This is a genomic window from Vibrio sp. ABH4_348 (genome assembly GCF_056159765.1).
Map to the genome: position 1 here is coordinate 2,171,238 of NZ_JBSWVW010000001.1, position 15,907 is coordinate 2,187,144.

Genomic DNA, 15,907 nt, shown 5'->3' on the forward strand with positions numbered 1-15,907 from the left:
CGCCAAAACAAATTTGGCGGACTATTTTTCGTTTAACTTCAGACCTTCATATGATTTGCCAAACAACAACTACTTAATTTTCCAATACCCTTTCACATGGTTTTTGGAACCTTTCACGTTAAGCTGGTTTCTTAAGTAGTGCCTAACCTTTTTGGCAGATTCGCTTTCAAATGCACCCCATACCACATCAATACTCTCAAGATTAGCAAGATACTCTAGAACTCGTTCACCCTGACAATCCGGCTGACAGATAATTGGGGTCACCTTACTCCCTTCAGGAAACGAAAATCCATCAAAATACGATTGTTCAGACTGTTTAGCACTTAATAATACGATTTGCGGGGGATGTTCATTGTCCCAATGTTCTAGGATTCCTGCGGCCGCAGGAAAAGCCGTCTCGTCGGCAATAATTAAACTGGAACCATGAGACAAATGACTGTGCTTATCATCGGTTTCCGAGCGGCTCATGATGACATCTCCTGAACTTAGTCCATCCACCCAGACACTACCGGGGCTAGATTCATGGGTATATACATCTATGTAGCCCAGTGACGGTGAAGTGTCTGTTTCATTCTCTTTCCAAGATTGCCGCAATGTGTACAGTCGAATTCCTTTATTTAAACTCTTTATCACTTTTTCACGGTTCTTACTCGACAAATGCTTCATTGATACAAGAAATAACCGATCGAACAAGTCTTTTGCCCAGGATTTTTTCACAGATTTATCAGTCGAATTAGATACCAATTTCTTCAATCTTTTTAAGGTAAAAGCGTAGGCATACCCAGGATAATAATCCGGTAAACCAGACGGACACTTAACTAAAATACGGGTAAAATTGGGAGTTATTTGTGTTCGCTCTAGTACTTCAAAGTAACGTTTACCGGTGCCTGATAAATCTTTCCCGCTGCGAATAATGGCCGCGTACGCTAGATATAGAATCTTCTCTTCAAGGTCACCATCGACCTCAAAAGGGACAAACACTTCTCGTTCGTTGCTATGTCCGGAAACCTCAACTCTTATCTGAACACCTTCATTATAGATTTCCAAAATTGTGGCTCTAACCACTTCACCAAAATCACAATAGCCATTGGCCATAGCCAACAGTTCATCCATGTGGTCTTGGTTAATATGGTCGATAATATCGAGTTTGGAGTCGACTTCTTTGATTGGAGTTAGCGTAGTCATATTGGCTTCCTTGCCTCAAATTCATGATAATGATTTACATTTGCATTAACAATATAACTTTTTAATGGTGGAAAGCCATTAAATTCAACTGAACTATAACTCGTTGTATATGCACCCGTAGAAAGCCAATATAATCGGTCACCGATTTGTAAATCTTTCGATAGTTGGTATTGATGCTTCTCGTACATAATATCGAGACTATCACAGGTTGGTCCTGCTAAGATTACTGGTTCCTCCTCACCACATTTTTCAGTTCTAATTGGATAAAGAATTGACTCTCCGATAGTTTCAATAAGTCCATTAAACGTCCCAACATCGGTATAGATCCACTTTTCGTTGCCTTGATCTTGCTTGTTTGCAGTTAAAATCACTTCCGAAACCAAAATTCCTGAGTCACCAACAAGACTACGTCCAGGTTCAATAATCACTTCAGGTAACGTATCAAAATACTGTTTGAAGTACTGGTAAATTTGGTCGGAATATCGTGAGAATGAGTCGGTTTCATGCAAGTATTGGGCTGGTAATCCGCCACCAATATTGACCAAGTTAAGATTGATACCCAGTTGGCTTTTAGCTTGACTAAAAATACTCGCGCAATTTTTTATTGCATCTCCCCAAGTAGCAATGTCTCTTTGCTGTGACCCCACATGAAAAGACACACCACAAGGTAATAAACCTAGTGATTTTGCCTCACCAATTAACTCAATAACCATTGACTGGCTACAACCAAATTTATTTGACAAGGGCCAATCGGCGCTACTGGACCCATCAAATAAGAAACGGAAATATACCTTCGATCCAGGAGCGTTCGATGCAATATTTCTTAAGTCTGCTATCGAGTCAGTGGCATAAAGTCGAACTCCATGTTGATAAAAATAGGCAATATCTTTTGCTTTTTTTATTGTATTACCATAAGAAACCTGGTCTGTATTGACACCGAGCCTAATAAGCTTTTCAAGTTCAGGCCGCGATGCAATATCAAATTTCGAACCGAGGAAATTCAAATGTTGGACTATCTCGTCATCAGGATTAGCTTTGACGGCATAATAAATATCAGCATAGGGAAAACCTTCAGTCAATTCTCGATACTTTTTGTCAATTACCGATAGATCAATTGCAACAAAAGGGGTTTCTTCGCGATTAACCAACTTATTAAGTTCATCTCTAAACAAAGGTGAAAAGTATTCAGGAAGTGGAATCATATTACCCCCTCTTCAAGATTCACCTTATTCCACCAAGATTTAAATGCAATTGAATCAAAATAGTCGTTAATATTAAGCTTAAACAAAGAGGCTTCTTTTTCTGGAAGCTTAACTTTTGAATCCAACTTATACCCGAACCGTTTAGTATATCGATGAAACAATCTAATTTTGTAGTCGGGCTCGGCAATAATATATTCACATTCAGAACAATGACTAAATATATTTTGAATAATAATGAGTATAATAGGCTCAAAGTGGCCCTTACCTAAATATGCTTTGTCGCCTATTAATAAATGCATACCCATGTCATGTTTTTTTGCAGGATAATAAAGACTTATTCTATCTCGATAACACTCATATAACTCTGTATAACCAACATCTTTACCATCTACAGAGATGATGTACAATTTCTGGTGGTCATCAACAATCATCTTCTCAAAGTGAACTTCTAAATCCAATTTTGATTTATTAAGTTGCCATTGAGTAATAACGTGTTCTTGGTGCATCCAATGATATAATAAATCAAAATCATCTGGCCAGTTCATAGCTCTTAGAGAATAAGACTTACTTTCATAACGTAGTGAAAATTCATTGGGTAGATTTTGGGATATAGTTTTCATAGTGTGAGCTTCTATAAAAATTTAAATTTATACTCACTTACTCCAGATATAATATTAGAATGTTTGAAAGCAAATTTTATCTTCTACTTTATAAACTTCCTTTTTTAATATTTCATTTATAATAATACTATTTCTATGACACCCCATCCCCAAGTCAGGGACTGTCATTCCATGGCTATATAAACCTACATTTTGCACAAAAATCTTCTCGTGTTTATCTATCGTGTAGGATTTGGAGACATCCAGTCTTTCTTTACAGTCCCAATTAATGATAGGCAAAATAGAACCAAGAAACTTTGGAATTTGATACTCATAACCTAGAGCCAAAACTACATATTCAGTCTCTATATTAAAGCACTCTTGGGTTTCTACATTGGAAAATTTAAGTTCTAACTTTGTCCCTAACTCGGATATTTCTTTAAGCTCAGAGCACGGAGATATATTAGTTCTGACATCACTAGCTATAGACTTCATGTACAAACTATCGTAGATACTATTGATCAGTTCTAAATTAACTCCCTTGTAAAGACTCGACTGGGATTCAACGATTCGATCTTTGCTTTCTCTGGGAAGTTTAAAGAAAAAATCTTTATAGTCTGGTGAGGTAAACTCAAGTGTTAATTTACCAAGATCCATACTGTATATTCGGTCGGACCTCGTATACCAATTCAATTCATAGTCATGATCATCTATAGATTGAAGTAAATCGTAGTAAATTTCGGCACCACTTTGGCCACTCCCTATAATTGTTACTGATTTAGAATTTTTATATCTTTCCTTATTAGAGAGATAGTTCGCACTTGTATCTAAGTTTCTCAGACCTTTACAAAAATCCGGTATTATGGGTGTAGTCCCCGTTCCCAAAACAATATTTCTAGTCAAAAACTTTGTTTCTTTTCCTTGTAAATCTCGCGTATACACTTCATAGAAACCATCATTTTCTTTGTAATTGAGATCAATAACTTCAGTAGAAAACTTGAGTGTGTTCAATTTCTCAGCCGCCCACTTACAGTACTCGTTGTATTCTTTTCTAAAAATGAACAAGCTTTCTCTAATATAATACTGGTATATTCTTCCCTTTTCTTTGAGATAATTTAAAAAACTGTATGGGCTAGTAGGGTCTGAGAACGTCACCAAGTCCGCGATAAATGGGATTTGTAATGTACTCCATTCAGGCATAATTCCAGGGTGCCAATCAAAGCTTGGTTTAGCATCAAAGAACAAACAATCTAGCTCTTCAATCGGGTCAGATAAGCACGCTAGCCCTAGATTAAAAGGGCCAATCCCAACACCAATAACATCAAGTATCTTCTCATTCACTTTCTACCGCCTTATCTATCGCCAGTTTGTTTTTATTCACTTTCCCTACATTAGTTAACTCAAATTGTTCAACTTGTTCGATTTCATCAGGAAGCTTGTAGTCAGCCACATTCATATCAAGCAGAAATTTACGGGTATCTTTGAGTGATATAGGGATTTTGGGATCAACTACCTTAACAACCGCTCGTATTTTCTCTCCTAATATTTCGTCAGGAATACCGACGATGGAGACATCTTTTATGTTTTTGTGCTGAATTAATAATGACTCAATTTCGCTAGGCGTTATTTTTTCCCCTGCTCTATTGATCATCTCTTTTGAACGCCCAGTTACCGTGATATTTCCTGCTTCATCTAGAAATCCTAGGTCGCCAGTAATATAGAAGCCGTCTGTGCTAAAACTATTCAAATTTGCGTCTGAATTGTTGTAGTAACCATTTATGGTATAAGGGCCACGGGTATATATTTTTCCTACTTGTCCTTGTGGTAGTTCCAATCCATCTTCACCAACAATCTTAACTTCATCTAATTCGCACATCGGTCGCCCTTGGGTATGAATTATTGTTTCTTCATCATCATCGTACCTAGTGTAATTAACCAAGCCCTCAGCCATACCATAAACCTGTTGTAACTTGGTTTTTAGCCTTGTTTGGATTGAAGTCGCTATTTGAGGTAATAACTTAGCGCCTCCTACTTGTATTACACTCAAACTGGACAAATCGTAATTACCCAATAGTGGAGTGTTGATCCATACGTTGGCCAAGGCTGGGACTAAAGCAGCATGAGTTATGCCATGCGATTCAATCAATTTAAAACAGGTTCTAGGACTGGAGTCTCGCGTCAATACAACACAACCGCCACTAGCTAAAACACCAAGAAAACCGGGAGAACTCATCGCGAAATTATGCATAACAGGAAGAACCATCAAAACTTTATCCGATGGTGAGTTGCGGCAAATTTCAACACTTTTTCTAACTGAATACAGATAGTCTGCGTGTGTGCGAGCAATTAATTTTGGTAAACCTGTGGTACCACCAGATAATTGTAAGAATGCAATATCTGTCGAGACGCTGGAGTTGGGTTCTAGTGGTTCGGTATCTGCTTCAATCGAAAATGATTCTGACAACGTATTTTTCGATACGATTGTTTCTCGAAACCAAAGCGTTAAATTTGGTTTTAAGAAGGATTGGGCCAAAGAAACTGCGGACCCGGTATCACCTGGCTGTACCACTTTTAAAAAACCAACCGCACCGCTGTTGATTGCGATCTGTTCTATTTCATAAGACTTTAAACCCTCAAGACAAAAGACCGGGCGAATGCCTACCCAATACATTGCGAACAAGACTACAAAAAACTCTATTGAATTGGCTGATTGGATGATGACAAAATCATCCTGCTTTAGCCCTTGCTTCTTAAGGGTTGAACCATAGTCGATAGCTAACTTATACAATTGTTGGTAGCTCAACTCTTTCTCACCATCGATCACGGCAGGTGTATGACCAAACTTGTCTTTGCACTCAGATAGAAAGTCAAAATGGGTAAGGTTTTGCCATAACCCTTTATGCTGATAGTTACGAATTCTATCTTCACTGTATGGCACGTACCTATTGGTATCATTGTGGCTGCTAATCATCGTTTTGCCTCCAAAAGACTTATCTCACGTCGGATATCACGAATGGTATTTGTATGTTTTGAGGCATTAGAAAGCGTCTCGATAACTCGTAAAAGTGTATTGGCAATAAGATCAATTTGAGATTCGTCATAGTGAGCCTTACGATAATTCAGTACGAAACGTAACCCTGAGTCCTCAGTCTCATAGATTTCAAAATGAAGACCGAACTTGGAAACTAGACGCTCGGGTTCAAGTAGTGACATTGACCATTGAGAACCGTCATCAAAATTGAAGGTTTGGTCCAATCCATTCTTGGGGTGATACTGAACGTAGAATTCACATAAGTTGTCTGCTAAACCCTGTAAAGGAGACGCTGCGACTTCCAACTCAACTAATCCAAATGGTGTTTCACTGTATGGTAGAGACTGTAAGATATCGTGCTGAATAGACTTGATGAGTGACTTAAATTCAATAACTTCACCCAGTTGGACTTTATGCATCAAGACATTGGTAAACAAACCAACGGTATTTTGATACTTGTGATTCTCGCGCCCGAATACTGACGTACCTATTAATAGGTTTTGTTCGGAACCAAGCAAATAAAGCGTGGTTGCGATGGCAGCATAAGAAGCGTAAAAAATACTTGAACGGGTTTCCCTTGCATTTTGATGTAAGGTTTGAGCAGATGACGTCGGTAACTCTATTTCCTTAGCTCCACCAGCCAGTGCCATTTCTAAAGTAAGAAGGTTGTCTTCGGTACTTTCGGGTACACCGAATAATGGCTTTTGTGGTTCAACGAGGCCAAGATAATCTCGCCAAAACTCCAACTGACCTTGTAAGTCAAAATGTTCGCTCTGTTCAACCGCATATTCAGTAAATTGAGCTGGTTCGAACTGCCAACGTGGAGAGTGTCCCTGCAATGTTGAATTGTATGCGCTAACTAGATCTTCAATAAAGACACTTGCCGACCACTCGTCAAACACGCTGTGGTAAATTAACAGTGACAACAAATATTCATTCTCTGCTGTCTCTAATAGCTTGACTCTTATTGGTAATTCACTGGTGAGGTCAAAGCTATGGAAGGCTTCAGAAGCAAGAACTTCTTCCCAAAGTTGTTCATCAAATTCTTTTGGCCCCCAAAACCATTGATAATTTGATATATCGTCTTGTTCGACAACTGTTTGCTGTAAAGTGTTTTCATCTACTGCTTGGACTAATGTTCTTAGCGCGTGGTGTCTAATTAATACATGATGCATCGCTTGCTTAAGCGCATTTGAGTTCAACTTTCCTTTGAGTTGAATTGCAAATGGGATGTTGAATAATGGATTCCTCCCCATCTCAGCGATTGCCATGTAACTTTGCTGGAGTAACGACAATGGCGCTGATTCAAGCTGTGGTTTGGGATTTGTAGGAGTGTTTGGAGCGCTTTCCCCTGACCGGGTAACCTCTGAGAGTAAAACCTTTTCTGCTAATTGAGCCGACGTCGGAGTTTCGAAAAAGTCAGCGATAGCCAGCTCTATACCATGACTAGACTTTAAATCCCCAATTACTCGAGTGGCTAGCAGTGAGTGTCCACCCAGTTCAAAGAAATCGCTGTTTGCTTCAACATCTTTGTTACCCAATACTTGGCAAAAAACTTCTCGGATTTTTGCTTCAATATCCAAAGTTGAAGGCGTTTGTGTCTCATCATTTTCTTCACGAGGAAGGCTATCAATGTCTGCGATTTCCGTAACATATTGAGCAAGCTCTTTTGCTGTTCCGTGTTCAAAAAAATCTGCGATGTCGAGCTTTAGTCTATGCTCTGAAGCCAAACTTCCAATGACTTGCGTCGCAAGTAATGAATGCCCGCCAACTTCAAAGAAATCCTCATTTTCAGTTAGGTTAGGTTGTTCTAAAACATGCCTGAAGCTGTTAAGTATCGCCTTAACCTTTGCTTGATTAACCTCATTATTTCGCCCTTCTAGAGCATTAACTTCTGAACTTACTCGAATTGGGGAGTTTTCGGCACTTTCAGTTTCAATTTCTTTAGAGAGAAGCTCGTTCGACTCCTGGTTCAAAAAAACGACAAACTTTTCTAGCCAATAGCCACCTGCGTATTGCGACATTTTTTCGTTAGTGGTGAGCTCTAACATGGAATAGCCAGATTCAATGTATCGAAACGCCAGTGTTAAATCGTAATCACTCCTTAACGGGAGGAGGCTAATTTGTTGACAATGTACACCTTCGAGCTGGAAATGACGGCTGATATCATCAACTTGCGTTGCCAAAACGTTGGGATATTGATGGCGCGATGTTTTGGTAGTCGAAAAGATAGATTCTATAGGGAGGTTATTATCCATTCCCCTCAGTAAATCGTCCCTAACACCCTGAATATCAGAGATTATCTCATCTGAAGGTTTGGGAATTCGAATGGGAATGACGTTTGAGCTTGTAGTCAACTGATCTAAATTTGGAGCTTGCCTTGACTCTATCGTGGGAACTAAAACATCACAGCTATTTGTCTCAAATTCTTGAGTTAGAAACTGTCCAAACTTGGTAAGAACCGCCTGAAAAGGTGTGGATTGAGCCGAACTCGCCACCGAGTGAATAACACGCGAATCGATAAACGTATAAAAACGACTAGCTTTATCAGATAACGACAAACTTGATTGTTTGCCATATTGATACACTTCATTGCTGTCTTTTGTACGTTGGAAAAATCGGTCAACCAGTTCAATCCGAGTTAGGCCGTCGGCAAACTTAGACCGCCAATATTGCTCATAACTATGTTGAGATTTTCGCTTAGAATCAAAAGTCGATGCTACTGTGCGAGGCGAGTCTACTTCCCCTGTCTTATACACAGAATTCAGTCGTTCAATAATCGCCTGCCACGCTGAATCGTCCAGTAGAATATGATGGCCCAATACCCCAAGCACATGATTTTGATGATTAAGTCGGAACAACCAAAAACGAATAGAAGGGTCGACTTCTAAATCTAATGGCTGGTTCTGTTGTTCCAAAAGGAAATGTTCCACTTCCTTCAAAGAGCTCACACTCTTAAAGCCAAATATTTGCTCTCGATGAAATGTCTGTAAGCGCTTTTCAACTTGTCCATTTGAGTTCATTACAAAGACGCTATTCAGGTTCGAGTTGCCATCAAACAAGCTCAATATACCGTTTTCCAGCCGTTTGCTATCTAAATTGCCTTGTAACTGAAATGCTGAAATGAACACACCAGATGCCGACAGTGGATCATGCTGATGTTGCATCCAAGCGCGCTGTTCAGACGTGGAAAGTGGCACAGCTCCTTCACTAAAGTAACCCGAGTTAACAGCACTCTCTTTAAGCGGCTCCTTTGAAGAGATCGACTGGTTGCTTTCCGATTCCGTTGTCACTAAGCCTTGTTTTTTCAGCTCAGATTCAAAGGCTCCAACATCCAATAACATATCCTTGTTCATGGTTTTTCTTGCGTCCTAGTTAACTCACACATATTCGCCCAGTAGCATATATAAAACACACACCCAAACGCAATAGATAATTATTATCATTTAGGTGATAAGAAGTTAAACTAAGAAAAATCGAAAAAACCACACCTCTTCTATGCAACTTCCGTTTATAAAACAGATGGATTCTATACAGTTAAACCGCACTCCGATCCAAGTCTGTCAATTTGAAACCGATAAATTTAACTGTACTAATCGAATAAAAGATGTGTTGCCAGAAAGGATTTTAAGCGCAGTGCCTTCACGGCAAGCCGAGTTTGTAGCAGGAAGGGTGGTCGCGGCTGATGGTTTAAAAAAAGCTGGCTGTCCGTATTACAAAGTCCCAATGCATTCTGATAGGAGTCCTAATTGGCCAAATGGATTTATAGGCTCCATCAGTCATACCAATTGTTATGCTGCCGCGTCAGCGTTGAGAATATCTGATGCACAGACAACGTTACTTGGCATTGATTTGGAAAAACCAATGACAGACGACCTACTAAAATCAGTGAAGAATATTGTCTTACATGCACATGAAATAGATTATCTGACAGGCCTAAACTGCCAATATCCTGAATATTCAGACACGGTACTTGCCACAATATTTTTCTCAGCTAAAGAATCGTCTTTTAAAGCGGTCTACCCTAAGTTCAAAACAGGGATGGATTTTAAGAGCTTTAAAATTGTCGGTGTCGATATCCCAGCTTCAAGACTATTAATCAGTTATCTTTCATTCGATAACCATTGGTGCTACCTAATAGTATCTTATTTGATTTTAGAGTTTGGCATACTCACTTGTGCTCGAGAATGCTAGGTCGCAACCTTGGTAGATAAAGCAAACAAGCTCTTGCTAAAACCTCTCGTAAGCTTCACCATACGCATAGTTTTAACTATGTACTTTTTGAGGATTAGTGTGCGCCGACACAGATTGCGCTCTAGAAGCCTTAACAAAACGGTCGCAGCAAACCGTCGCAAGAGAAAAAGGTTTGATGCGAGAAAAAAAATTATTCGTCGTCAACGAACGTTCATGCAAATGAATGTTGAAGAAAGTGAATAGAAACAAAAACAGAGCTAAATGCTCTGTTTTTTTATCCTGACTTGGCGAGTTTCTTTGCCTCTTTTTGCTCTTTCCTACGCCGTCTAAAAAAGGCTTGTAGTTGAGTGCGGCATTCTTTTTCTAATAAACCACCCTCTACCGTCGCATAGTGGTAGGCAGCCTGACTATCAAATAAATTCAAAACCGTTCCCGCCGCTCCAGCTTTTAAATCAGAGGCACCGTAGACAACTCGCTTAACTCGGCTGTGTAACAACGCACCCGCACACATGGGGCAAGGTTCTAACGTAACGTACAAAGTAGTATCTAGCAGACGGTAATTATCTAACTCCTGCCCTGCTTTGCGAATCACTTGAATCTCAGCATGAGCACTTGCATCGTTATCGGTAATCGAACGATTCCAACCCTCCGCAATAATCTGGTCATCTCTCACCAACACAGCACCAACCGGAACTTCTCCCATTTCTTCTGCACACTCAGCCAGTTCCATAGCTCGTCGCATAAAGACATTGTCTTGTTCACTAAACGTTTTTTCGACAGGTACTTGTTGAGAAGATGAATTATGGGATTTAGCGTTAGGGTTGGTCATAGAAATTAACTTCAAGAAGATTCTCAGTAAGAATACATGGCAAGCAAGTTTAAAAAAAGGCTTGCCACTGGCAAGCCTCAATAGTTTTAGCCTTCTGCTTACATTGAGTAAGTGTAAGGTGCTTGAATACCTAGCGGAATACCTAGTGCCCAGTAACCAAGTAAGAAGATTGTCCAACCAATTAGCATCGCAATCGAGAATGGCATCATCAGTGATGCAAGCGTACCAATACCAGTAGATTTCACGTAACGCTGGCAGTACACCACCACAAGTGGGAAGAACACCATAAGCGGAGAAATAATGTTAGAAACCGAATCCCCTACTCGGTACGCTGCCTGTGAAAGCTCAGGAGAGATACCCACTGCCATCAACATTGGTACCAGAATTGGGCCAATCAACGCCCACTTAGCCGATGCAGAACCGACCAAAAGGTTTACAAATGCTGTCAGCAAGATCATACCTACTATGGTTGCCTGTCCTGGCAGATTCAAAGCTTTCAAACCTTCCGCACCGTACAGCGCCAGCATGGTACCAATGTTAGATTGGCCAAATGCCGCCAAGAATTGAGCACAGAAGAAAGACATCACGATGTAAGCGCCCATTGTGGCCATGGTATCTGACATGGCTTTGATAACATCGTTGCTGGTCTTAAATGTACCTGAAACTTTGCCGTACACATAACCCGGAATCACAAACAAAATGAAGATCAAAGGCACAATGGACTTCATCAATGGTGCAGAAAACGCAGTAATCTCGCCTTCAGGAGAGCGAAGCGCAGAGCTTTCTGGCCATACAGCCGCAATCAGTAACGCGATACCAGCAATCATTGACCAACCAGCGTAACGGAACGCTTTTGATTCTTGCTCGGTGAATGAACCAAGATCAGCTGCTTCCTCTGCATCCTCATCGATTGGCGTATTCGATAAACGAGGCTCAATAATACGTTCTGTCACGTACCAACCGATTGCCACAATGATCACCGACGACAAACCAGTGAAAATAATATTGGCTAATGGGTTAACCACGTAATCTGGGTCAAGAACTTGCGCTGCCGTTTGAGTAAAGCCAGCAAGCAGTGGGTCAATGCCCGAAGGAATGAAGTTAGCTGAGAAGCCGCCCGATACCCCGGCAAATGCCGCAGCAATACCCGCCAGCGGATGACGACCTGCCGCGTGAAAAATGATACCGCCTAGTGGAATCACTAACACATAACCAGCATCAGCTGCGGTATGGGAAACGATGGCGACCAAAATCAGCATTGGGGTAAGCAATTTTGCTGGCGTGAAGTTCAACATTTTCTTCAAACCCGTGGTGATGAAGCCTGAAGAATCAGCCACTCCCACACCTAACATCGCAACCAACACAATGCCAAGTGGCGCAAACCCGGTAAAGGTCTTGACCATATTCGCCATAAAGTGGGCTAACGCGTCACCGGTTAAAAGGTTGTTAACTTGAAGAGCTTCACCAGTGCGAGGGTTGATCAAATCAAAACTGACGTGTGAAAGAAGGGCTGATGACACCCAAACAATGATTAAAGCCCAAAAGAAAAGAATCGCGGGGTCTGGAATTTTGTTACCGGCACGCTCAATAAAGTTTAAAAAGCGGTCCATACCGGAAGACGAGGCTTGAGGAGCCGTCTTAACTGCTTGGTTACTCATGGTAACTCCGTTGTATGATGTTGTGGTTGACTCTCCTTTTTATTCGACTGTTTCAGTCGCGCATCCTAGCAACACAATATTCTACACAAACCAAGAAAAAACAAAACAAACAACCATTGATTTGCCTCAAGCTAGTTATAGATTCATCTTGTTTACAAATAGATACGACTTATAAATTTATCACAGCTATTTAATCGGGATTTTTCCACTTCAGAATAAAGAAAAACCACCGCGGTGGTGGTTTTCTATTTCACGCAAGTTGTCGATTGATCAATCGAATTCACTGTGTTTTGAAATCATTGTTTTAAGTTCGACTGACTGAGGGTTGCCATGTCGATCATTCCAAATACCTCTAACAGTTATCTCTTTGAGTAATTCAGGAATAGGCTCACTAACATTCCAACTTACCGAGTAGTTTGGGTTAAGTGCTGAAACTATTGGTCCCTTACCAGCCGGAATACGCTTAAATAGATTATTCGGTGGAGGATCAAAATAACTTGCGCAATTTGCCACTGGTGCCGCGATACCCCTTGTTCTAAAACACTCAAGAACATGCTCAGCGGCATTCAAAGCCTCAATACTGTGTTTGGCGTGATCGGCTTTTTGTTCAATATAGGCTTGTAGTTTCAATAACCCCAAAGAGCCCACGCCGATCAACACAAAGGAAATAAGCACTTCAATTAAGCTAAAGCCTTTTTGCTTAGTTTGCATACCAACTTCCTTTTTGCCATTTTAGCTCGCCTGACGAAGAAAAACTGCTTTTCAGTTTTCCTAACACATCACTGTTAAAGTGAAATGCTAAACTATTGTCAAACATGGCATTATTTTTCAAGTCATCAATGTAGAAACCACCTGTCAGGCTAATTGAACCTCGATGAAAAAAGCTAGTTTTTTTTCGTTCATCAAGTGGAAAGTTATGAGAGGAGTGAAACAGATGACCAGAATTTTTCATTCCATTCCAGTCATTTTTTGCAGCCACATACTTATCATTAAAATGAAAAACAAGGCCTTTAATATCGTTGGGAATAGGCTTACCGTCTTTATCTTTTGAATTTCCGGCGCTATTCATCGAGAAAACTCCATCATGTACCAAAAGTAATAGCCCTTCGGTATTTTGAGATTCAAGTGCTATATCTTTAGTGTACGGATCCGCTATTTCACAGTGGCCATCAACCCAAATCTTAACTTGCTTTCCTGGATTTGAAGCTTTGTGTTCGATAAGTTTTGCTTCAACTCGCTTACCACATTCAGTCCCACCGCCCTCGACTATATAATCAAACTTACTCCTAACTTGATTATGATTCTCTCGCTTAACTCCAAAGAATTCTTCAAAGGGGTTCAAATCTTTATCTTTTTTAATATCTTCTTTCCCCCAAGGGGAACGGTGAGAAGTAAGACAGTTTTTAGTACTATTGAAATCAGCGTATGGCTTACGCCCATCTTGAAGCCCCTTGTTATCCATCGCACCACGCGTGGTGAAAGTACCTTTATGACGAATAATGGTGCACTCAAAACCCTCAGGTGTCTCTTTGCCGGGATCTGGAGTGTAGAAAGACATAGAAGTATTAAAAAACAAATTGGCAGTGGATTTCATCGCACCAGAAGTAGACGCTGATACTGAACTAGTACTTTGATTCACAGCTTTGGAAACTTTAATTTCATTGAACCGCGAACTAGGTATTGAACTAATAACAATATCTTCTGGAGAAGGGTTCGGAGCATCAGGATAAGGTGCAAATGACAACTGATTTAGTTTCATGTGATCTTTACAATTTGTTTGAATAGTCCCCACATTCGTATTATCTATTTTATGATTGCTTGGATCAGGGTCTTGTTTTGCGTAGCTATATACGCATTCCAACCCACCTTCTCCACGCCAATGTAGTTTTCTTGCTTCTACCTCATTTTGAGCTCTTTTAATTTGATAAATCAGCCCTTTGTAAGATGCCATAGTCATTACTAAAGCCGCAGTTAGCAGAACTGAAGTGAACAACAATGTGGCAATACCCGATCGTTTTTTCATTATTGCCAGTTCCTATTTTTTACATAGATAGACGCCGCATGCGAAACTGAATGATCATTTTTAAGTCTCGCTTCAAGCGTTACTTTTGACATAGAGCTAGTTGCACCACTGCCTGCTAGTGAAACTCCTTCAACTAGAAATCTAGTAACTTGAATTTGATTGGTATCAAAAATATCAAAGCATATCGAAGGACAGCGCTCAAACTCAAAATTACTAGGTTTGTGCTTATATTTTTCTTGTATTAGGTTGCCTGATTGATCGTAAAAACTATAAGTCAATACCGCTTCATCAGCAGAAGAAGTAAATTGCAGTACCGAAGCCATCCCAGAAGATGATGGTATAGGATAGTGTCCTGCTCGTTGGATATCTTCTTTTATAAGTTGCACACTTGTTTGTAAATTTTGCATGAGCAGTAATCTATGGCTGTGCTCTTTCGCCGCTTTCTGGCCTGAAATATATACGCTCCCGACAATCCCTAGCGCTATCAGAGCAATCATTGACGAAACCATAAACTCTATAAGGGAAACACCTTTTTGTTTCTTTAAGAATTTAACATTGCGGATAGCCATAGACAGCACTCTCTTTCCCACATACTCGAATTCGGTTGTTACCAGTTGCAGTACTAACCGCCAATTTATTACTTACTAAACCGTCTGGATAGAATTCAAAGCTGCCATTGTTTGCAACTCTTCCTCGAATGCCATCAAACAGTATTTTGTTACCTGGGTTATAAGTGTGCTTTACCACTACATCACGATAGGGTTTACCGATTAACACAGAAATTGCGCCACTTGTAATCGGTGTCGGTGCGGTATCCGTTTTGTGAAGAGCGATAGTCCAACTTCCATCCTTAATTAAGGGAGTTTGGTCATGTGCAAAGGAGAAATGTGCGTAAAGGTTTTCATTGCGCATGACAGCTTCTGATTTTGCCTGTTGCATGAAACCACTCAGATCAATCGCCAACTGCTGCGCGCGACTCTCTCCATTAAATGCATTTAAGGTAGGCATGGCGACGGCCATTAACACGCCGAGCACTAATACGGTGATAACCAACTCAATTAAGGTAAAGCCGCGATGCATTTCCCAAAATCCTTGTGAAAGTAGTGATAAGTCGACAAATAACTTGCATAGATGCTAACAGGTGAAAAAAATAGAGCCCGATAGTAACGGTAAGTTATAGAAATAA

13 protein-coding genes are annotated in these 15,907 nt (G+C 40.3%); 1 reads left to right on the forward strand and 12 read right to left on the reverse strand.

The window, feature by feature from the left end; translation table 11 throughout:
- Positions 1–69 precede the first annotated feature (69 nt).
- Genes ACXAFJ_RS10010 through ACXAFJ_RS10035 form a run of 6 tightly spaced genes read right to left on the reverse strand, consistent with a single transcriptional unit; the run spans position 70 to position 9,373 of the window.
- Complete coding sequence (locus ACXAFJ_RS10010) at positions 70–1,185, reverse strand: SIP domain-containing protein (RefSeq protein ID WP_475323141.1); 1,116 nt, start codon at positions 1,183–1,185, stop codon at positions 70–72.
- On the reverse strand, positions 1,182–2,387 hold the full coding sequence (locus ACXAFJ_RS10015) for a type III PLP-dependent enzyme (protein ID WP_475323142.1): 1,206 nt from the start codon (positions 2,385–2,387) through the stop codon (positions 1,182–1,184). The genes ACXAFJ_RS10010 and ACXAFJ_RS10015 overlap by 4 nt, the downstream gene beginning before the upstream one ends.
- Positions 2,384–3,007, reverse strand: a complete 624-nt coding sequence (locus ACXAFJ_RS10020) for a GNAT family N-acetyltransferase (RefSeq protein WP_475323144.1) — start codon at positions 3,005–3,007, stop codon at positions 2,384–2,386. The genes ACXAFJ_RS10015 and ACXAFJ_RS10020 overlap by 4 nt, the downstream gene beginning before the upstream one ends.
- A 54-nt stretch (positions 3,008–3,061) precedes the next feature.
- Positions 3,062–4,327 (reverse strand): lysine N(6)-hydroxylase/L-ornithine N(5)-oxygenase family protein, encoded by a 1,266-nt coding sequence (locus tag ACXAFJ_RS10025; protein WP_475323145.1) that lies wholly within the window; start codon positions 4,325–4,327, stop codon positions 3,062–3,064.
- Positions 4,320–5,957, reverse strand: coding sequence for a (2,3-dihydroxybenzoyl)adenylate synthase (locus ACXAFJ_RS10030; protein ID WP_475323146.1), 1,638 nt, complete (start codon positions 5,955–5,957; stop codon positions 4,320–4,322). The genes ACXAFJ_RS10025 and ACXAFJ_RS10030 overlap by 8 nt, the downstream gene beginning before the upstream one ends.
- Positions 5,954–9,373 (reverse strand): condensation domain-containing protein, encoded by a 3,420-nt coding sequence (locus ACXAFJ_RS10035; protein ID WP_475323148.1) that lies wholly within the window; start codon positions 9,371–9,373, stop codon positions 5,954–5,956. The genes ACXAFJ_RS10030 and ACXAFJ_RS10035 overlap by 4 nt, the downstream gene beginning before the upstream one ends.
- A 280-nt stretch (positions 9,374–9,653) precedes the next feature.
- Between ACXAFJ_RS10035 and ACXAFJ_RS10040 the strand changes: the two genes are divergently transcribed.
- Positions 9,654–10,211: a 4'-phosphopantetheinyl transferase family protein gene (locus tag ACXAFJ_RS10040; RefSeq protein ID WP_475323149.1), complete on the forward strand. Its 558-nt coding sequence runs from the start codon at positions 9,654–9,656 to the stop codon at positions 10,209–10,211.
- Positions 10,212–10,485: 274 nt separating this feature from the next.
- Here ACXAFJ_RS10040 and tadA read toward each other — a convergent pair whose 3' ends face one another.
- The 6 genes from tadA to ACXAFJ_RS10070 all read right to left on the reverse strand — a co-directional run bounded on the left by tadA (position 10,486) and on the right by ACXAFJ_RS10070 (position 15,801).
- Positions 10,486–11,040, reverse strand: a complete 555-nt coding sequence (gene tadA / locus ACXAFJ_RS10045; RefSeq protein WP_475324107.1) for a tRNA adenosine(34) deaminase TadA — start codon at positions 11,038–11,040, stop codon at positions 10,486–10,488.
- 98 nt (positions 11,041–11,138) lie between these two features.
- Positions 11,139–12,698, reverse strand: coding sequence for an AbgT family transporter (locus ACXAFJ_RS10050; RefSeq protein ID WP_475323150.1), 1,560 nt, complete (start codon positions 12,696–12,698; stop codon positions 11,139–11,141).
- Positions 12,699–12,968: 270 nt separating this feature from the next.
- The gene (locus tag ACXAFJ_RS10055) at positions 12,969–13,409 is read right to left on the reverse strand and encodes a type IV pilus modification PilV family protein (protein WP_475323152.1); all 441 of its coding nucleotides are present in this window, start codon (positions 13,407–13,409) and stop codon (positions 12,969–12,971) included.
- The gene (locus tag ACXAFJ_RS10060; protein ID WP_475323153.1) at positions 13,399–14,721 is read right to left on the reverse strand and encodes a hypothetical protein; all 1,323 of its coding nucleotides are present in this window, start codon (positions 14,719–14,721) and stop codon (positions 13,399–13,401) included. The genes ACXAFJ_RS10055 and ACXAFJ_RS10060 overlap by 11 nt, the downstream gene beginning before the upstream one ends.
- The gene (locus tag ACXAFJ_RS10065) at positions 14,721–15,290 is read right to left on the reverse strand and encodes a prepilin-type N-terminal cleavage/methylation domain-containing protein (protein WP_475323154.1); all 570 of its coding nucleotides are present in this window, start codon (positions 15,288–15,290) and stop codon (positions 14,721–14,723) included. Before ACXAFJ_RS10065 ends, ACXAFJ_RS10060 begins: the two co-directional genes overlap by 1 nt.
- Complete coding sequence (locus ACXAFJ_RS10070) at positions 15,271–15,801, reverse strand: GspH/FimT family pseudopilin (RefSeq protein ID WP_475323156.1); 531 nt, start codon at positions 15,799–15,801, stop codon at positions 15,271–15,273. Before ACXAFJ_RS10070 ends, ACXAFJ_RS10065 begins: the two co-directional genes overlap by 20 nt.
- Positions 15,802–15,907 lie beyond the last annotated feature (106 nt).